This window comes from Gordonia sp. WA4-43, from assembly GCF_020520305.1.
In the GTDB taxonomy this organism is placed as follows: domain Bacteria; phylum Actinomycetota; class Actinomycetes; order Mycobacteriales; family Mycobacteriaceae; genus Gordonia; species Gordonia hongkongensis.
In genome coordinates, this window is record NZ_CP084736.1 from 1,237,260 (window position 1) to 1,255,947 (window position 18,688).

Here is an 18,688-nt window from a genome sequence, read left to right on the forward strand (position 1 = left end):
CCGAGTTGTTCGACGCCGACGTCCGCACTCACACCGGGTAGCCGAGCGACCTAGGGGGCCGGGATGTCCAGACCGAGGTCCAGGACGGTGACAGAGTGAGTCAGCGCGCCCACGGCCAGGTAGTCGACGCCGGTGCGGGCATAGTCGGCCGCGACGTCGAGCGACAGGCCTCCCGAGCTCTCCAGCTTGGTGCCCGGCGACCGGGTGTTGCGGCGCTGGACGGCCATCTGGGTCTCCCACGGCTCGAAGTTGTCCAGCAGGACCAACTGCGGTTCGAGTCCGAGGACCTCGTCGAGCTGGGCCAGCGAGTCGACCTCGACCTCGACCGGTAGGCCCGGCGCCGCCGCCCGGACCGCCTCCAGTGCCGCGGCGACCGAACCCGCGGCGACGACGTGGTTGTCCTTGACGAGGGCGGCGTCGCCGAGCCCCATCCGGTGATTGACTCCCCCGCCGGCACGAACCGCGTACTTCTGCAGATGCCGAAGACCCGGAAGTGTCTTGCGCGAGTCGCGGATTCGGGCGTCCGTACCCTCCACCGCCGCCACCCAGGCCGCGGTGGTCGTGGCGATCCCCGACAGGTGCGAGATCAGGTTGAGCGCCGTGCGTTCCGCGGTCAGCAGCGCTCGCGTCGGAGCGTGGACGGCGAGTACGACGGTGCCGGGTTCGACGCGGGTTCCGTCGTCGACGCGCGACGTGATCGTGTACTCGCCCGCCCCGATCACCTCGTCGAAGACCGCCTCGACCACCGGCACGCCGGCGATCACACCATGCGCGCGGCTGATGATCGCCGCGTCGACGACCGCGTCGGCGGGGACCGTGGACGTGCTCGTGACGTCGGGGCCGTATCGCAGATCCTCGTCGAGCGCGGTGCGGATCAACGCGCGGACCTCGTCGGTGACCGCGGCGCCGAGTTCACCGCCCGCGGCCTGGCCGACGAAGCCGCCGGCCGGGGCCGTCGTCGAGGGGGTGGAGCTGCTCACTCGCCCGATCCGGGGTTGCCGATCGCGATCATGCGCTCGACGCTCTTGCGCGCCTTCTCGGCGACGTCGGCGTCGACGAACACCTCGTCGCGACCCTCCCGCAGGCACCGGAGCATGGCCGCCGGGGTGATCATCTTCATGTAGGGGCACGATGCCCGGTCGTTGACCGCCTGGAAGTCGACGCCCGGTGCGGCCTTGCGCAACTGGTGCAGCATCCCGACCTCGGTGGCGACGAGCACCTGCTTCGCGCCGGTCTCGCGCGCGGCGTCGAGCATGCCGCCCGTCGACAGGATCTTCACCTTCTCCTCGGGAACGAAACCCTCGCCGGCCAGATACAGCGCCGAGGTCGCGCAACCGCATTCGGGGTGGATGAACAGGTCGGCGTCCGGGTGCGAGTTCGCCTGCGCGGTCAACTCGTCACCGTTGATGCCGGCGTGCACGTGGCATTCGCCCGCCCAGATGTGGATGTTGTCGCGGCCGGTCTCGCGCTTGACGTGCGCGCCGAGGAACTGGTCCGGCAGGAACAGGACGTCGCGGTCGGGATCGATCGACGCGACCACGTCGACCGCGTTCGACGACGTGCAGCAGATGTCGGTGAGGCCCTTCACCTCGGCGGTGGTGTTCACGTAGGACACCACCAGCGCATCGGGGAACTCGGCCTTCCAGGCCCGGAGTTCGTCCGCGGTGATCGAGTCGGCGAGCGAGCATCCGGCGCGCTCGTCGGGGATCAGGACCCGCTTCTCGGGGCTCAGGATCTTGGCGGTCTCGGCCATGAAGTGGACGCCGCAGAAGATGATCTCGTCGGAGTCGACCTCGGCGGCGATCCGCGAGAGGGCAAGAGAGTCGCCGACATGGTCGGCAACATCCTGGATGGCTGGGAGCTGGTAGTTGTGCGCGAGCAGCGTCGCGTTGCGCGCCTTGGCGAGGCGGCGGACCTCGTCCGCCCACTCCTGCGTCGGCTCCACGCCGGTGTAACCGCCCGGCGCGTCGTACCACGTCGCATCGACGAGCGCCGAGTCCTCGACTGCGGGCGCGGTCATCGACGTGAGGCGATCACTGGTGATGCTCATGTGCCACTCCTCTGGCTACCCGGCGACGAGTTCCGTCCCCGGGACGCTGGTTCCCCAGATCACGGGCCGTGTGTCCGAGGCAGGTTTTCGACTCATGGTCGAAAACGCTATGCATCGTAACATTCGCCACACTCACGGCATTCCCATGACCTCGTCGCCGGCGTTCTCGGCCCGCGATCCAGGCGGACGACGAGTTCAGCCACACATCAGAGCGTCGAGGTAGCGCTCGGTGAATCGCGACTGCGCAACCCGCCCGATCGGCCCGCCCAGACGCGTGAACCAACGCCCCGGACGCGAGAACGCGACGACATGCCCGATCACGGTGCCGTCGTCGAGCCATTCCACCCAGAAGCGCTCTTCGCCGATCTCGGGATGGCCGGGCAGCGTGCCGTACGCGAAGCCGCGCTCGCGCGGGGCGTCGATCACCTCGACGACCCGGCACCGTGCGGTGATCGCGAGGGGGCCGAGACCGGCGCGCAGGTCGACGTCGGTGCCGACAGTGGCCGCGGGGGTCGATTCGTCGACACCGAAGCCGGCATGACGATGCATGTCCCAGTTCATGATTCGCCGGCCGGCCGTGGCGAAGCAGGCAGATCCCGAGCCGATGACCCGTGACCGGCGCAGATGGTGGTAACCGGGCGGGAGCGTCCCGGCCGTCGCGCCGACCTCGGGATAGGTGAGATCCGATCGGTTCGCGGTCACCCGACTCGTGCCACCTCGGCGTCGAGCACGAGCGCCAGATCGTCGAGTGAGGTACCCAGCGCGCGAGCAAGCGCCGCGATCGTGGCGAAAGCGGGCGTCGGCATGCGTCCGGTCTCGATCTTGCGCAGGGTCTCCGGCGAGATACCCGCGCCCGACGCCACATCGCCCAGCGGACGGTCGCCGCGCAACTCGCGGAGACGGGCGCCGAGCCGGCGGCCGGCCGCGATCTGTTCCGGGGTCAGGGGGTTACGCACCATGTGGCGATCCTAGCGGGTCCGGTATACAAATACCGAGACGCGGTGGTATTTGTATACCGACCAGCGATCCGAAAGAACGCAATGACCACGAGAGGACGGGAATGGTCGAACTGAAGTCGCCTGCCGAGGTGGCCGCCATGGGAGTGACGGGGGCGTTCATCGCAGATCTCCTCGACGACCTCGCCGGACGCGCCGACGTCGGGGTCAACCTCCTCGAGCTCGAGGAACGCGCGCGGAAGCTCGTCAACGACCGCGGTGCTCAGTCCTGCTACTGGGACTACTCGCCGTCCTTTGGCCGCGGCCCGTTCCGCAATGTGATCTGCCTGTCGGTGAACGACGCTGTCCTGCACGGACTCCCGCACGATTACGTCCTCGCCGACGGAGACCTGCTCTCGATGGACATCGCCGTCGCCATCGACGGCTGGGTGGCCGACTCCGCGCGCAGCGTCATCGTCGGCACCCCACAGCCCGACGATCAGCGCCTCGTCGCGGCCACGGAAGAAGCACTGGCCGCAGCCATCGACGCCGCTCGTCCGGGCGGTCGGCTCGGCGACATCTCGGCCGCGATCGGAGCGGTCGCCGCCGCACACGGGTATCGGGTCAACACCGAGTTCGGCGGACACGGACTCGGCCGCACCATGCACGAGGATCCCCACGTCGCCAACGTGGGCCGGGCCGGACGCGGCATGAAACTACGCCCCGGCCTGACCCTCGCGCTCGAACCGTGGTTCACGCTCGGTTCCGAGCGCATCAAGTTCGACGCCGACGGGTGGACCATCCGGTCGTTCGACGGCTCCCGCGGCGCGCACAGCGAACACACGATCGCCGTCACCGATGGCGAGGCGCTGGTCCTCACCTCGCACGGGGGCGGGTAGTCGAGGTCACCAGGTGGCTTCGACACGGCGCCTCGACCTCGACGCGCTCCTTCGTCGCTTGCTCGGCCCGGCGGCTTCGCTCGGAGCCGGCTCAACCAGCAGGGGGTCGCCGACTCCTCCAGCGGGGGTCACCAGCACAACCAGCCGGGGGTCACCAGCACAACCAGCCGGGGGTCACCAGCACAACCAGCCGGGGGTCACCAGCACAACCAGCCGGGGGTCACCAGCACAACCAGCCGGGGGTCACCAGCACAACCAGCCGGGGGTCACCAGCACAACCAGCGGGGGGCACCGGCTCAATTAGCAGGTGGGGCACTGGCTCAATTAGCAGGGAGGCGTCGACTCAACCAGCAGGGGCGCCAGCCGGGGGCTCCAACTCAACCAGCGGGGGTCAGCAGCAGGGCGCACCCTACAATCGGGCGCATGCCATCCGCCGGGTCCGAGCCACCCATCGCCGACGGTGCGACCCTCCGGGTGGAAGTCCTGAGCGTCGTCTTCCAGATCCGCGTACCCCAGACCCGGAACACGCCGGACACCGACGACCCGTCGCTGTGTGTCCTGCTGTCGCGGTCCGCCGACGGCGTGTGGACACTTCCCGGCGGCGGGGTCGGCGCCGAGGAGACGTTGTCGGCGAGCGCACGCCGGCTCGTCGCGGACGCGCTCGACGTCCGTGAGATCGCGCACCTGGAACAACTGTCGGTCTTCTCCGACCCGCACCGGGTGCCCACGGTCCGCACCATCGCGTCGACCTACATGGGCCTCGTGCCCTCCGACGCCGACGCGACACCCCCCCACGCCGCGGGCTGGTTCGCCGTCGACGGATTACCGCCCCTGGCCTTCGATCACGCCGGGATCGTCGAGGCCGCCCGGCATCGACTTGCGGCCAAACTCTCCTACACCAACATCGCGTTCGCGCTGGCCCCCGCCCGGTTCCCGATGTCGGCATTGTCGGAGATCTACTGCGCCGCACTGGGTTATCCCGTGGACACGACCAACCTGCTCCGCATCCTGAGCCGGCGCGCGGTGGTGGTCGCCACCGGGACCGTCGGCAAGACCGGCCGTAACGGGGGTCGCCCGCCGGCGCTCTACGCCTTCGCGGAGAAGGAGCTACGCGTCACGGATGAGTTCGCGACGCTGCGCCCACCGATGTGAACACGTCCGCCGGCGGCTCGTCGGACTCGAGATCTCCGACGCCCAGATCGGCTGTCCGCGAGGACAACACGCAGACGAGGTACACCACGGCGAACGCGAACGGGGCACAGATGAGCAGCGTCCACGGCTCGCTCGAGCCGGACCGCGTCGCGCCGTCGAGCCACAGCTCCGGCGCGACCCGGTAGACGGCGTCGACCGGCAGTGCGGTCGGATCGTCGTCGAACCGCAGGCCCGCGACCCACATCCCGACCGACGCCGCAAGCGCCGAACCTGCCACCGTCGCGAGGGCGGGCCACACGAATCCGGCGACCCCGCGCCACGTCCGGGCCGCAAACCACACGACGATGGCCGTGACCGCGCCGTAGGCGAACATCGTCAGGGCGAAGGCGCCCACGCCGGCGAAGTCGGCGGGGATGTCCTCGCGACGGAGACCCTCGAACACGACGCCGGTGGTCGGCGGGGTGAGGAGCGCCCAGACCGCCCCGGCGACGACGCCGATGAGGGCCACGCCGACGGTGACCGCGGCCAGTCGCGAGACCGTGCGGACCGGCGGTTTCACCGGCGACCCAGCTCCGACGAGTCGACCGTCCCGTGCCTCGAGCAGCGGGCATCCCATCCGTCGGGCCGCACCTGGACCACCATCCGGCGCCCGCACTGGCCACAGAAGCGAGGGGGTTCGAGACCCAACCGGGCAGCCGGCGGCACGGCGTCGGGAGCCTGCAGTTCCAGTTCGAGTCCGGTGAACACACCGAACCGGCACGGCTCGGCGAGAGGACCCGGGACGGTGTCGATCATGAGAACACGCTACCCATCACTGCGACGAACCCGTCAGATCGTGTCGTTCAACGACTTGATCGGCATGGACAGATCACTGAGGAGATCGAGATCGTCCTCGGCGGGCCGGCCGAGGGTCGTCAGGTAGTTGCCGACGATGACGGCGTTGATGCCGCCGAGGATGCCCTGCTTGGCCCCCAGGTCGCCGAGTGTGATCTCACGACCGCCGGCGAAGCGCAGGATGGTGCGCGGCAGCGCCAGACGGAAGGCAGCCACCGACTTGAGGGCCTCCGCGGCCGGCAGCACGTCGAGATCGCCGAACGGGGTGCCGGGGCGCGGGTTCAGGAAGTTCAGCGGCACCTCGTCGGGCTCGAGCGTCGCCAGTTCGGCGGCGAACTCGGCCCGTTGCTCCAGGGACTCGCCCATACCGAGGATGCCGCCGCAGCAGACCTCCATGCCCGCCTCCCGGACCATGCGCAGGGTGTCCCAGCGCTCCTCCCACGTGTGGGTCGTCACCACGTTCGGGAAGTGGCTGCGCGCGGTCTCGAGATTGTGGTTGTAACGGTGCACGCCCATGTCGCGGAGCTGGTCGACCTGATCCTGGGTGAGCATGCCCAGGCTGCACGCGATCTGGATGTCGACCTCGTTGCGGATGGCCTCGATTCCCGCCGCGACCTGACTGAGCAGCCGCTTGTCGGGACCGCGGACCGCCGCGACGATGCAGAACTCGGTCGCACCGGTCTTCGCGGTCTGCTTGGCCGCCTCGACCAGGGAGGGGATGTCGATCCATGCACTGCGCACCGGCGAGGCGAAAAGTCCGGACTGGGAACAGAAGTGGCAGTCTTCCGGGCACCCGCCGGTCTTCAGCGAGATGATGCCCTCGACCTCGACCTCGGGCCCGCACCAGCGCATCCGCACATCGTGGGCGAGCTGGAGCAGTTCGGTCAGCCGGTCGTCGGGCAACCGCAGAACCCGGAGAACCTGCTCCTGATCGAGCGGCTCGCCGCGGTCGAGCACCTGGTCACGGGCGATGGCGAGGATGTCGTCCGACGCCGGTGCCGAGGTGGCGGCGTCGACTGTTGCCTGGGTCACTGGTGATACTCCTTGGATGATTGTTCCGCTGCGGGAACGTGTTACGGCGTCCGGACGAGCTGTTCCGGATGGCTGGGAGAAAGGGTCGCGAGCCACTCGTCGTCGAACCACGACGCTGCGTGGCGGCGGAACTCGTCGGGTTCGAGGTGCGCGGCGCCGGCGGGCAGGACCCCGACGACCGGCACGCCGGTCACCCGCGGCAGGTCGGTGCGGTTGCACCGCATCGCGAGGTCGGGATCGTCCGGCCACCAACCGATCACGAGTCCGGCGGGACGCAGACCGCGCGCCCGCACCGCGTTCACGGTGAGCTCGGCGTGATTGAGCGCGCCCAGCCCCGGCGCCACCACGACCACCACACCGTCGACGGTGTCGGGAACGAGGGTCGCCGCGGCGATGTCGAGGATCGTGGCCGACTCCCCCAGCCGCACCAGCACTCCGCCGGCACCCTCGACGAGGGTCAGGTCGTGTGACGCGGCCAGATCGTCCACAGCGCGGACGATCACCGCCGGATCGGCCAATCGCATCCCGGCACGGCGCGCGGCGGTGTCGGGCGCGAGGGGTTCCGGGTAGCGGAAGAGCTCGACCGCGGTGACGTCGCCAACCAGGCGTTGCACCTCGGCGAGGTCGCCGGGTTCGTCGGGACCGACGCCGGTCTGGACGGGTTTGCATACGGCGACGCGCCCTTCGTGGCTCGTCGCTATCGCTCCTCGCACCTCAGGGAGCAGAGGATGGGCAGACGCTTGCGCTCCTCGCACCTCAGGGAGCAGAGGGTGGGCAGACGCTTGCGCTCCTCGCACCTCAGGGAGCAGAGGGTGGGCAGACGCTAACGCTCCTCGCACCTCAGGGAGCAGGGGGTCGGCCACCTCAGGGAGCAGAGGGTCGGCCACCTCGTGGGGCAGGCAGGCAGCGGCGAGTGCGGCGGTCACGACGGTCTTCCCGACGTCGGTCGAGGTCCCGGTGACGGCGAGGACCCTGCCGCGGCGTGCGGCGGTCACCGCGCACCGACTTCGCGGAGCGCGGCGTCGACGACGGCGGCCACGTGGTCGAGGGCAGCGGCATCGAGGTCGGCGCGCACCGTGATCCGCAGCCTCGACGTCCCGACCGGGACCGAGGGCGGACGGAAACACCCGACGAGGACGCCACGGTCCCGGCACGCGGCAGCAGCTGCCACCGCGCGTTGCGGATCCCCGACGACGATCGCGATGACCGCCGCGGCGGGCTCTTCGACGCCACACGCGAGCGCCAGGCGACGGGCGTTGTCGCGCAGTCGGTCCGGCAACCCGGGTTGCGCCCGCAGGATCGTCAGGGCGGCATGCGCGGCGCCGACCGCGGCCGGGTTCAGGCCGGTGTCGAAGATGAAGGTGCGGGCGCAGTCGACGAGGTGCGAGCGCAGCAGCTCCGACCCGAGGACCACACCGCCCTGCGCGCCGAGCGATTTCGACAGCACGGTCGTGACGACGAGATCGGGAGCACCCGAAAGTCCCTGTTCGGCGACGAGTCCGCGACCACCCGGACCACGTACCCCGAGAGCGTGGGCCTCGTCCACGAGCAGGACGGCCCCGTGCGCGCGTGCCGCGGCATACAGATCCGCGACCGGCGCCGGTTGACCGTCGATGCTGTACACCGAATCGGTGACGACGAGCGCCCGGGCCTCGGTACGTTCGGCGAGGGCCCGCCGGACCGCCTCGTGATCGCCGCGGTCGACGACCACCACCCGGGCACGCGACAACCGGCAGCCGTCGATCAGCGACGCATGGGTGCCGGTGTCGCTGACGATCAGGTCGCCGCGTGTCGCCAGCGCGGTGATCGCACCGACATTCGCCAGGTAACCGGACGAGAAGACCAGTGCCGCATCGAATCCGAGGAAGTCGGCGAGATCGTGCTCGAGATCGACGTGTGCCTGGGTGGTGCCGACGACGAGGCGCGACGCCGTCGAGCCACCTCCCCACCGTTCCGCGGCGGCCCGCGCACCCGCGATCACTGCGGGGTGGGTCGACAACCCGAGGTAGTCGTTGGAACCGAGGTTGATCTCGTCTCCGGCCGCCCTGCGGACGTGTGGGCTGCGATGCAGGCCGGCCTCGGCGCGCGCACGGGCGGCGCCGGCCAGCCACGCCAGACCGATCTCTCCCCCGCCGCTGACCCGCGCATCGCCGTCGACCCTCGAATCCGGCTGCACCTGAATCGAAGTCATGACCGCACCACTGCCGGCTCGCGATCGCCGACCGTGGCATGCACGGCAGCGGACACTCCGCGCACGATCACCCCGATGTCCTCGGGTGTGCAGATGAACGGCGGCATCGTGTAGACGAGATTGCGGAACGGCCGCAGCCATGCCCCGGCCTCGACGGCCGCGTCGGTGGCCGCCACCATGTCGACCGGGCGATCGAGTTCGACGACGCCGATAGCGCCGAGGACCCGCACATCGACGACGCCGTGGCGATCACGCAGCGGTTCGAGTCCGTCGCGGAGCCCTCGCTCGATCGCCGAGACCCGCTCGGCCCAGGGCGTTTCCAGCAGCAGTTCGATCGCTGCGACGGCCACCGCGCAGGCCAGCGGGTTGGCCATGAAGGTCGGGCCGTGCGCGAGTCCGCCCGCCTCCCCCGCACTGATCACCTGAGCGATCTCGGACGTGCACAGGGTCGCGGCGAGCGTGAGGTAGCCACCGGTGAGCGCCTTGCCGACACACATGATGTCGGGCGCGACGCCGGCGCCCGGCGCCGCCTCGGCCCCCGGGGCGGCGTCGGCCGCGAACAACGTTCCGGTACGGCCGAATCCGGTCGCGATCTCGTCGAAAATCAGCAGGACGTCGTGGCGGTCACAGATCTCCCGGAGCGCACGCAGATATGCCGCGTCGTGGAATCGCATGCCGCCCGCGCCCTGGACCACGGGTTCGACGATGACCGCGGCGAGCTCGTCGCGATGCGCGCGCACGGTGCGCTCGAACTCGGCGACGTACTCGGTCCGGAACTCGGCCGGCGGGGCGTCGACGAAGATCTGTTGTGCGAGGACACCCTTCCACATCGCGTGCATGCCGCCGTCGGGATCGCAGACGCTCATCGGGGTGAAGGTGTCGCCGTGGTAGCCGCCACGCCAGGTGAGCAGACGCGTGCGGCCGGACCGACCGCGGCTGCGCCAATACTGCAGCGCCATCTTGACCGCCACCTCGACCGACACCGACCCCGAGTCGCAGAAGAACACCTTCTCCAGGCCGGCCGGGGTGATCTCGACGAGGAGCTGCGCCAGCCGGGCGGCCGGTTCGTGGGTCAGACCGCCGAACATGACGTGCGACATCCGACCGAGCTGAGCCGCCGCGGCGGCGTCGAGTCGGGGGTGTCCATAACCGTGGATCGCCGCCCACCAGGAGCTCATCCCGTCGACCACCGATCGGCCGTCCGCGAGTTCGAAGCGGACACCCGAGGCCGAGGCCACGACCAACGGCCGGGTGGCCGCCGGCAGCGCACCGTAGGGGTGCCAGATGTGGTCGGCATCGATGCGACTGATCGCGTCGTGATCCATGAGGCACCTCCCGGCCTGTCGTTAGGCAGTCCTGAACACCGTCCAGGGCCCTGAACACCGTACAGGGAATCCTGAACGCTGTACAGGCCCGGGGTTCGATGCCCACTGCCGGGTCATTACGCTGACGCGGGTGAGCAACAGTCGCACCGACGTTCTGCGCGCCGCCCGCGACATCCTGGGCGAGCACAGCCTGGCCGACCTGTCGATGCGACGCCTCGCCACCGAACTCGGCGTCCGTCCCAACGCGCTGTACTGGCACTTTCCCAACAAGCAGACCTTGCTGGCCGCACTCGCCGACGACATCCTCGGCGCGGTCGCCATCCCCGACACCTCGCTGGCCTGGGACGAGCGCCTCGATCTGCTCGCGACCGACATGCGCAGCGCGCTCCTCGGAGTTCCCGACAGTGCCGAGGTCGTGTCGTCGAGCTGGGCCAGCGGCCTGTCGTCGAAGGCCATCACCGCCGACATCATCGCCGCCGGCACGGCCGGCGGTTTGTCCGTCCGCGACGCCGAGGCGGTCAGCACCGCACTGTGTCAGCTGGTCATCGGGCTCACCATCGAGGAACAGACGCGCGCGCAGATGGAGCGTCTGGGTGTCACCGGGCCGTCGGGTCGCGACTTCGCGGGCGAGTTCCGCGACGGGCTGGCCATCATCCTCGACGGAGCCCGGACGCGCCGCTCGCGGTGAACCCCGCGCGGCCCCGCAGACCGGTGCGCGAGTGTCGCGGTCGTCCGAATCGGTGTTTCACAGCTTCGGCGAGTACATTGCTAGCCGGTCATCCCGGCCCCGAGACCGATCTGTCCCCCACCGGAAAGAACACGCCCTGTGGCATCGACGACGCGAGTAGTGGCGCCGGAGTCGTCCCCCTCGACGCCGACGACGCCCGCATACCGCACCGACCTCGACGGCCTGCGCGGTATCGCCATCGCCCTCGTCGCCTGCTTCCACGTGTGGTTCGGCAAGGTCTCCGGCGGCGTCGACGTCTTCCTCACCCTCTCGGGATATTTCTTCGTCGGGTCGCTGCTGCGGCACGCGATCACGAGCCAGGCTCCGCACGTCTCCTTCCGCGACACGCTCAACCCGTGGCCACGGCTCAAACGTCTCCTCAAACGGCTGCTGCCGGCGCTGCTCACCGTCCTGATCGCGGTCACGGTGCTGACCCTGCTGATCCTCCCGCAGACCCGGTGGGCCAATGTCGGCCGCGAGGTCATCGCGAGCGCGCTGTACTACCAGAACTGGTATCTCGCGCAGAACTCCCAGGACTACCTCGCCGCGAGTTCGGCGAACAGCCCCCTGCAGCACATCTGGTCGATGTCGGTGCAGGGCCAGTTCTTCGTCCTGACCCTGCTCGTCGCCCTCGCGTTCGCGGCGTTGCTCAAGGTCGGTGCCCGCGTCGCCCGGCCGTTCGCCGACCCGCGGGTCATCAGGTTCCTCGTCGGCGGCGCGGTGTTGGTCGTCGCGCTCGCCTCGTTCTACTGGGCGCACCGCGGCCTGGCGATCAACCAGCCGTACAACTACTACGACACGATCTCCCGTCTGTGGGAACCGCTGGCCGGCGGCCTGCTCGCGATCTGGTTGCCGTCCCTGCGAATCCCGAACTGGCTGCGCAACATCGCGACCGTCTTCGCGCTCGCGCTGATCGTCAGCTGCGGGTTCTGGATCGAGGGTGTCAACGCCTACCCCGGTCCGATGGCGCTGGTGCCGGTCGGCGCGACACTGCTGATCATCTGGGCGGGCGCGACGGCGTTGCAGAAGCCACCTCGGGGGTCCCATGCCGCGGCCACCGAGATGCCCGTCACGAACCGCTGGCTCGCGAGCAGGTGGCCGGTCTGGCTCGGGACGATCGCGTATTCGCTGTACCTGTGGCACTGGCCGCTGCTGATCTTCTACCTGACCTGGCGCGACAAGAACCATGCCAACTTCGTCGAGGGCGTGCTCATCCTCGCGGCGTCGGTCGGGCTCGCGTGGCTCACCAAGCGCTACATCGAGGACCCGCTGCGCGGCGGCGATCGTTCGGCGCTGAGCCGCGGCCGCCGCGACGGACGGTCGCGGTGGCTGTCGTACACGTCGGTCGTCACCTCGATCCTCGTGGTGGCGACGCTCGTCACCGGCGTCGGCATCACCGTGTGGGAGCGGCACGTCGCGAACATCGTCGTCGACACCAAGAACCTCGACCCGAGGTCGTACCCGGGGGCCCGAGCACTGCTCGACGGCTGGCCGGTGCCCGCCCTCGACCCACAACCGTCGGCGCTGGAGGTCATCAAGGACTTCCCCGAGACCTCCACCGACGGGTACATGAGCGACTTCACCGACAACGAGATCCACGTCGGCACCTACGGCGATCCGACCGCGACGCGCACCATCGCGCTCGCCGGCGGATCGCATGCCGAGATGTGGATCTCGGCGCTGGACACCCTCGGCAAGCGCAACGGTTTCAAGGTGAAGACCTACCTCAAGATGGGGTGCCCGCTGTCGACGAACCGGGTACCCAAACAGCGCGGCGTGCCCTACCCGGAGTGCTACGACTGGGGACAGCGCGTCATCGACCGCGTCATCGCGGACAAGCCGGACGCGGTGCTGACGAATTCGACGCGACCGCGGGACTACGAACCCGGCGACTGGGTGCCACCGGATTACGTGCCGATCTTCGACCGTTTCCTCGACGCCGGGGTGCCGGTGTTGGGCATGCGGGACACCCCGTGGCCGAAGAACGCGAAGGGCACCATCGACACCCCGATCTGCCTCGCCGACGGCGGCGACGCCGAGAGCTGCGGGTCGCGCCGCAGTGCTGTCCTCTCACCCGAGGACCCGGCGGCGGAGCTGGCCGCCACGCGACCCGACTTCCACCCCCTCGACATGTCCGACGGGATCTGCGATGCCGAGCGGTGCCCGGCGATCGTCGGCAACATCACCGTCTACAAAGACCCGCACCACCTGAGTGCGACCTATGTCCGCAGCCTCACCGACGAGCTGGGGCGCCAGATGGAGGCGCAACTGCCGTGGGCTGGTCCCGCGGTGCCGTGACGGTCGGCGGAAGTCGCGGGCTTCCTCGGGAAGCGGCGGGTGGGGCAGCCCACATCTGACCCGACCGGCCGCGTCCTGAGATGACCGTCCGCGGCAACGCGACTAGGGTCGACCCATGACGTCGTCGAAGGCGGGTAAGACCGGACCGCCGGCCCCCGGTGAACAGCCGGGTGATCCCGACTCCACTCCCGATTCAGATTCCACTGCCGATCCCGGCTCCCCCTCGGAGCCCCGCGCACCGGAGTCCGACACCACCTCGACGACGGCAGCACCTCCGAGCGGCGGCAAGACCATCGCCGACCCCGTACCGATGCCGTCCGACCCGATCCAGGCCGAGGCGCTGGTCCAACCGGAACCGGCCCCGATCCCGGTGTGGCCGGGTACTCCATACCCCCTCGGCGCCACCTATGACGGTGTGGGAACGAATTTCTCGCTGTTCTCCGAGGTGGCCGAAGCCGTCGAGCTGTGCCTGATCGACCGCGAGGGCCACGAGCGTCGGATCCGGCTCGAAGAGGTCGACGGTTACTGCTGGCACTGCTATCTGCCCAACGTCGGTCCCGGCCAGTTCTACGGCTTCCGCGTCTACGGCCCGTACGACCCGTCGCGGGGATTGCGTTGCGACCCGAGCAAACTCCTGCTCGATCCGTACGGCAAGGCCTTCCACGGCGACTTCGACGGCGACGCATCGCTGTTCTCCTACCCGCTCCCGACGCCGCCCGAGGACACCGACGAATCGGCGGTCGACGACGACGCACCCGCAACCCCCGAGACCGGGGCCGCCGACACCGGGACCGGCGGTGGCGGGACCGACGAGGGCGCGGTCGACGAGGGCGCGGTCGACGATGCCGACGAGCCGACCGCCGAGGCGGGCGATGCGGCCGATCCCGCCGATGAGGCAGGCGAGTCCGACGGCGATGCCGCGCCCGCGGAGCACGAGGACATCCCCGATCCCGAGCCGGTCAATCCGATGCCGCAGTTGGACTCACTCGGGCACACCATGGTCTCGGTGGTGATCAACCCCTACTTCGACTGGCAGAACGACCGGTCGCCCAATCGTCCGTACCACCAGACGGTCATCTACGAGGCGCACGTCAAGGGCATGACCGCGACCCATCCCGACATCCCCGAGTACCTGCGCGGCACGTACGCGGGGCTGTGCCATCCGGTGATCATCGACCACCTCAAGGAGTTGGGCATCACCGCCATCGAACTGATGCCCGTGCACCAGTTCATGCAGGACTTCGTCCTGCGCGATCAGGGTCTCCGAAACTACTGGGGCTACAACACCTTCGGATTCCTGGCACCGCACATCGAGTACTCGTCGAACCCCGACCAGCCGGCCAGCGCGGTGACCGAGTTCAAGGCGATGGTGCGTGAGTTCCACAACGCCGGCATCGAGGTCATCCTCGACGTCGTCTACAACCACACCGCCGAGGGCAACCACCTCGGACCCACCGTGTCGTTCCGGGGCATCGACAACGCCGCCTACTACCGGCTCGTCGACGGCGATCCCGAGATGTACATGGACTACACCGGAACCGGCAACAGCCTCAACGGTCGTCATCCGCACACGCTGCAGCTCATCATGGATTCGCTGCGGTACTGGATCCTCGAGATGCACGTGGACGGCTTCCGTTTCGACCTCGCGTCCACGCTGGCCCGCGAACTGCACGACGTCGATCGGCTGTCCGCGTTCTTCGATCTGGTGCAGCAGGACCCGGTGGTCAGTCAGGTGAAACTGATCGCCGAGCCCTGGGACATCGGCGAGGGTGGTTACCAAGTGGGCAACTTCCCGCCGCTCTGGACCGAATGGAACGGCAAGTACCGCGACACCGTCCGCGACTACTGGCGCGGCGAGCCGTCCACCCTGGGCGAGTTCGCCTCCCGGCTCACCGGATCGTCGGATCTGTACGAGGCGACCGGCCGACGGCCGCTCGCGAGCATCAACTTCGTCATCGCGCACGACGGTTTCACGCTGCGGGACCTGGTGTCCTACAACGAGAAGCACAACATGGCCAACGGTGAGGACAACCGGGACGGCGAGAGCCACAACCGGTCGTGGAACTGCGGAGTCGAGGGACCCACCGACGATCCCGAGATCAACGCCCTCCGCGCGCGGCAGCAGCGGAACATCCTGGCGACGCTGTTCCTGTCGCAGGGGACGCCGATGCTGGCGCACGGCGACGAGATCGGGCGTACCCAACAGGGCAACAACAACGTCTACTGCCAGGACTCCGAGTTGTCCTGGATGGACTGGACTCTCGCCGAGGAGAACGCCGACCTGCTGGAGTTCACCCGCAAGGCCATCGCGCTGCGCACCCGGCATCCGGTGTTCCGGCGCCGAAAGTTCTTCGGCGGGAAGCCGATCAGGTGGGGCGACCAGGCACTCGACATCGCCTGGCTCACGCCGGCCGGCCAGGAGATGACCTCCGAGGACTGGGACAGTGGGTTCGGCAAGAGCCTTGCCGTGTTCCTCAACGGAAACGGACTGGGCGAAAAGGACGAACGCGGCGAGCTGGTCGTCGACGACTCCTTCTTCATCTGCTTCAACGCCCACTACGAGGACCTGGACTTCACGCTCCCGCCGACGTGGTACGGCAACGAGTGGGTCGGCGAACTGGACACGACGCATCCCGTCGGTGAGACCGAACTGACGGCCTCCGCCGGCGAGTCGGTGACCGTCGGCGCCCGCTCCGTCCTGGTCCTGCGAAAGACCTCGTGACTCCTATGGGCAATCGTCCGACCCCGCGCGCAACGTACCGGCTCCAACTACACGGCGACTTCGGATTCGCCGATGCCGCAGCACATCTCGACCACCTCGCCGAGTTGGGGATCAGCCACGTCTACCTCTCCCCGATCGGCACGGCGTCGGCCGGGTCGACGCACGGCTACGACTGGTTGCCGCCGCCGGCGGTCTCCGCCGTGCTGGGTGGGATCGACGGGTTGCGGACACTGCGTTCCGCCGCCGCCGAACGCGGTCTGGGTCTGATCATCGACATCGTCCCGAACCACACCGGAGTCGCCGATGCGCTCGCCAACCCGTGGTTCGCCGACCTGCTCCGCCACGGGCCCGCATCGGACTACGCACACTATTTCGACGCCGACTTCAGCGACGACAACGGTGCCGACGGGAAGCTGGCCCTGCCGATCGTCGCCGCCGATGGGGACCTGAGCCCACTCGAGATCGACGAGCACGGGAATCTGCGGTACTACGATCACGCGTTCCCGATCGCCCCCGGCACCGCGGGAGACACTCGGCCCGCTCGCTCCGCTCCCGGCGCCGGGGACACTCGGCCCGCTCGCTCCGCTCCCGGCGCCGGGGACACTCGGCCCGCTCGCTCCGCTCCCGGCGCCGGGGACACTCGGCCCGCTCGCTCCGCTCCTGGCGCCGGCGGCACACCGCAAGAGGTCCACTCCCGCCAGCACTATCGGCTCGTGCCGTGGGACAGCGGCCTCATCGGCTACCGGCGCTTCTTCACGGTCAACGAACTCGCCGGTCTGCGCCAGGAGGACCCGGAGGTCTACGACGCGACGCACCAGTGGCTGCGTGAGCTACTCGACGCCGACCTCATCGATGGTGTGCGCGTGGATCATCCGGACGGTCTGTGGGACCCCCAGGACTATCTGCGCCGGCTGCGCGCGGACGTCGGGGACGATCGTCTCCTGTACATCGAGAAGATCCTGGCGCCGGACGAGCCCCTCGAACCGACCCTGCCGGTCGAGGGCACCACCGGGTACGACCACATGCGCGTGATCGATGCCGTGTTCGTGGCGCCGGCCGGCGTCGCCCAGCTCACCGAGCTACACGAACGGATCACCGGCGAGAGCGGTGACGCGCGGTGGGTGGAGGCCGCCGAGCACGATCGCAAACTCCGCACCGTGCGGGAGTCGTTCCCTGCGGAGCTCAGACGTCTCGTACGCGCCGTCACCGCGCGCGTCGAGGGATCACCGGCCTCGGATCCGGACGTGATCGCCACCGCCTGCGCCGAACTGATCGCCGCGCTCGGGGTCTACCGGGCGGACTACCCGTCGTTGCGTCCACGCCTGCTCGCCGTCGCCGCCGAGATCGCCGAGGCGAAGCCCGAACTGCGTACCGCGCTCGACCTCATCGTGCGGGAGACGGCGGTGCCCGGCGAGGCGACATCGAGGCTGGCGCAGACCTGCGGGGCGGTGACCGCGAAGAGCGTCGAGGACAGTTTGTTCTACCGGACGGCCCGGCTCGTCTCCTCCCAGGAGGTGGGTGGCGATCCCGCGAATCCGGTGCTGTCGCTGGCCGACTTCCATCACCACAACACCGAGCGCGCGGCACAATGGCCGCTGGCCATGACGGCCACGTCGACGCATGACACCAAACGCGGTGAGGACGTGCGCGCGCGGATCGCGGTGCTCGCCCAGATCCCCGACCGCTGGTCCCAGCTCGTCGAGAAGGTCTGGCGCGAGACCGACGTGCCGGATGACCTGACCGGCTACTTCCTGCTGCAGAACATCGTCGGGGTCTGGCCCACCGGCGCGCCGGTCACCGACGAGTTGCGGGGCCGGTTGATCGAGTACGCCCGGAAGGCGACTCGCGAGGCCGGATTACGCACCACGTGGACCGAGGTGAACGAGGAGTTCGAGACCGCGGTCGAGACCTGGATCGGCCAGGTCACCAGCGGGGACGTCGCATCCTCGGTCGCCGAACTCGTCGACCGCATCGGACCGGCGTGGGAGCAGGAAGCGCTGGCGCGCAAGGCGATCGCGATCCTCGGGCCCGGGGTCCCCGACATCTATCAGGGCACCGAGTGGTGGGAGGACTCCCTCGTCGATCCCGACAATCGACGACCGGTCGACTTCGGCCGGTCGACCGAGCACCCGAAGACCCGACTCGTCCAGGAGGCTCTCCGTGTCCGAACCGCGCATCCCGATGCGTTCGGCGTTGCGGGCACCTATCAGCGACTGACCGCCGACGGTCCGGCCGCCGACCACACCGTGGCGTTCGTGCGCGGCACCGGCGAGGCCCCCTCGGTCGTCGTGGTGACCGCCCGGTTCACCCACAGCCTCGACCACGATGCCGCGGCCGCGACGTCGATCGCCCTGCCCCCGGGGTTCCGGTGGCGCGACGACCGAACAGGGTCGGTGTACGAGGGATCGGTCGACCTCGCCTCGGCCCGTGCCGAACACCCCGTGGCGATACTCGTCCGAACGTGACGCCCACCCACCACTGATAGACGAGCGCGCCCCCGAATCGGTGGCGCGCTCGTCCATT

16 protein-coding genes are annotated in these 18,688 nt (G+C 69.4%); 6 read left to right on the top strand and 10 right to left on the bottom strand.

Annotation, left to right across the window (positions count from 1 at the left end; translation table 11 throughout):
- Nucleotides 1-50: 50 nt before the first annotated feature.
- The 4 genes from nadC to LEL84_RS05560 all read right to left on the bottom strand — a co-directional run bounded on the left by nadC (nt 51) and on the right by LEL84_RS05560 (nt 3,009).
- Entirely contained in the window at nt 51-980 is a 930-nt protein-coding gene (gene nadC, locus LEL84_RS05545; protein ID WP_055476575.1) for a carboxylating nicotinate-nucleotide diphosphorylase, read from the bottom strand.
- Entirely contained in the window at nt 977-2,050 is a 1,074-nt protein-coding gene (gene nadA / locus LEL84_RS05550) for a quinolinate synthase NadA (protein WP_055476574.1), read from the bottom strand. The genes nadC and nadA overlap by 4 nt, the downstream gene beginning before the upstream one ends.
- A 195-nt stretch (nt 2,051-2,245) precedes the next feature.
- On the bottom strand, nt 2,246-2,752 hold the full coding sequence (locus tag LEL84_RS05555; RefSeq protein WP_159371014.1) for a DUF1990 family protein: 507 nt from the start codon (nt 2,750-2,752) through the stop codon (nt 2,246-2,248).
- The gene (locus LEL84_RS05560) at nt 2,749-3,009 is read right to left on the bottom strand and encodes a helix-turn-helix domain-containing protein (protein WP_055476572.1); all 261 of its coding nucleotides are present in this window, start codon (nt 3,007-3,009) and stop codon (nt 2,749-2,751) included. Before LEL84_RS05560 ends, LEL84_RS05555 begins: the two co-directional genes overlap by 4 nt.
- 101 nt (nt 3,010-3,110) lie before the next feature.
- On the opposite strand from LEL84_RS05560, the gene map reads away from it, so the two are divergent.
- Both map and LEL84_RS05570 read left to right on the top strand, forming a co-directional pair.
- A complete protein-coding gene (gene map, locus LEL84_RS05565; RefSeq protein ID WP_165629925.1) occupies nt 3,111-3,884 on the top strand; it encodes a type I methionyl aminopeptidase in 774 nt (257 codons plus the stop codon).
- A 423-nt stretch (nt 3,885-4,307) separates the two neighbouring features.
- Complete coding sequence (locus LEL84_RS05570) at nt 4,308-5,036, top strand: NUDIX hydrolase (protein WP_226513523.1); 729 nt, start codon at nt 4,308-4,310, stop codon at nt 5,034-5,036.
- Here LEL84_RS05570 and LEL84_RS05575 read toward each other — a convergent pair.
- The 6 genes from LEL84_RS05575 to LEL84_RS05600 form a co-directional block, all read right to left on the bottom strand.
- Nucleotides 4,999-5,595 (bottom strand): DUF2567 domain-containing protein, encoded by a 597-nt coding sequence (locus LEL84_RS05575; protein ID WP_226513524.1) that lies wholly within the window; start codon nt 5,593-5,595, stop codon nt 4,999-5,001. The two genes, LEL84_RS05570 and LEL84_RS05575, sit on opposite strands and share 38 nt — an antisense overlap.
- Nucleotides 5,592-5,831, bottom strand: coding sequence for a hypothetical protein (locus tag LEL84_RS05580; protein ID WP_055476568.1), 240 nt, complete (start codon nt 5,829-5,831; stop codon nt 5,592-5,594). Before LEL84_RS05580 ends, LEL84_RS05575 begins: the two co-directional genes overlap by 4 nt.
- A gap of 33 nt (nt 5,832-5,864) precedes the next feature.
- Complete coding sequence (gene bioB / locus LEL84_RS05585; protein ID WP_226513525.1) at nt 5,865-6,902, bottom strand: biotin synthase BioB; 1,038 nt, start codon at nt 6,900-6,902, stop codon at nt 5,865-5,867.
- Between the two features lie 41 nt (nt 6,903-6,943).
- The gene (bioD, locus tag LEL84_RS05590; RefSeq protein WP_226514251.1) at nt 6,944-7,627 is read right to left on the bottom strand and encodes an ATP-dependent dethiobiotin synthetase BioD; all 684 of its coding nucleotides are present in this window, start codon (nt 7,625-7,627) and stop codon (nt 6,944-6,946) included.
- A 266-nt stretch (nt 7,628-7,893) separates the two neighbouring features.
- A complete protein-coding gene (locus tag LEL84_RS05595) occupies nt 7,894-9,093 on the bottom strand; it encodes an 8-amino-7-oxononanoate synthase (RefSeq protein ID WP_226513526.1) in 1,200 nt (399 codons plus the stop codon).
- Nucleotides 9,090-10,418 (bottom strand): adenosylmethionine--8-amino-7-oxononanoate transaminase, encoded by a 1,329-nt coding sequence (locus LEL84_RS05600; RefSeq protein WP_226513527.1) that lies wholly within the window; start codon nt 10,416-10,418, stop codon nt 9,090-9,092. Before LEL84_RS05600 ends, LEL84_RS05595 begins: the two co-directional genes overlap by 4 nt.
- 130 nt (nt 10,419-10,548) lie before the next feature.
- Between LEL84_RS05600 and LEL84_RS05605 the strand changes: the two genes are divergently transcribed.
- The 4 genes from LEL84_RS05605 (at nt 10,549) to treY (ending at nt 18,630) form a co-directional block, all read left to right on the top strand.
- Nucleotides 10,549-11,106 carry a TetR family transcriptional regulator gene (locus tag LEL84_RS05605; protein WP_055476563.1) on the top strand — a complete coding sequence of 186 codons (558 nt, stop codon included), beginning with the start codon at nt 10,549-10,551 and terminating at the stop codon, nt 11,104-11,106.
- Between the two features lie 159 nt (nt 11,107-11,265).
- A complete protein-coding gene (locus LEL84_RS05610; RefSeq protein WP_159371021.1) occupies nt 11,266-13,443 on the top strand; it encodes an acyltransferase family protein in 2,178 nt (725 codons plus the stop codon).
- Nucleotides 13,444-13,558: 115 nt separating this feature from the next.
- On the top strand, nt 13,559-16,165 hold the full coding sequence (glgX, locus tag LEL84_RS05615; protein ID WP_413466942.1) for a glycogen debranching protein GlgX: 2,607 nt from the start codon (nt 13,559-13,561) through the stop codon (nt 16,163-16,165).
- Between the two features lie 5 nt (nt 16,166-16,170).
- A complete protein-coding gene (treY, locus tag LEL84_RS05620; protein WP_226513528.1) occupies nt 16,171-18,630 on the top strand; it encodes a malto-oligosyltrehalose synthase in 2,460 nt (819 codons plus the stop codon).
- Nucleotides 18,631-18,688: the final 58 nt, after the last annotated feature.

Bases quoted from the DNA above. Each gene is read 5' to 3' on its own strand.
- nadA (WP_055476574.1), bottom strand. From the start codon at position 2,050: ATGAGCATCACCAGTGATCGCCTCACGTCGATGACCGCGCCCGCAGTC.
- LEL84_RS05560 (WP_055476572.1), bottom strand. From the start codon at position 3,009: ATGGTGCGTAACCCCCTGACCCCGGAACAGATCGCGGCCGGCCGCCGG.
- map (WP_165629925.1), top strand. From the start codon at position 3,111: ATGGTCGAACTGAAGTCGCCTGCCGAGGTGGCCGCCATGGGAGTGACG.
- LEL84_RS05570 (WP_226513523.1), top strand. From the start codon at position 4,308: ATGCCATCCGCCGGGTCCGAGCCACCCATCGCCGACGGTGCGACCCTC.
- LEL84_RS05580 (WP_055476568.1), bottom strand. From the start codon at position 5,831: ATGATCGACACCGTCCCGGGTCCTCTCGCCGAGCCGTGCCGGTTCGGT.
- LEL84_RS05595 (WP_226513526.1), bottom strand. From the start codon at position 9,093: ATGACTTCGATTCAGGTGCAGCCGGATTCGAGGGTCGACGGCGATGCG.
- LEL84_RS05600 (WP_226513527.1), bottom strand. From the start codon at position 10,418: ATGGATCACGACGCGATCAGTCGCATCGATGCCGACCACATCTGGCAC.
- glgX (WP_413466942.1), top strand. From the start codon at position 13,559: ATGACGTCGTCGAAGGCGGGTAAGACCGGACCGCCGGCCCCCGGTGAA.
- treY (WP_226513528.1), top strand. From the start codon at position 16,171: ATGGGCAATCGTCCGACCCCGCGCGCAACGTACCGGCTCCAACTACAC.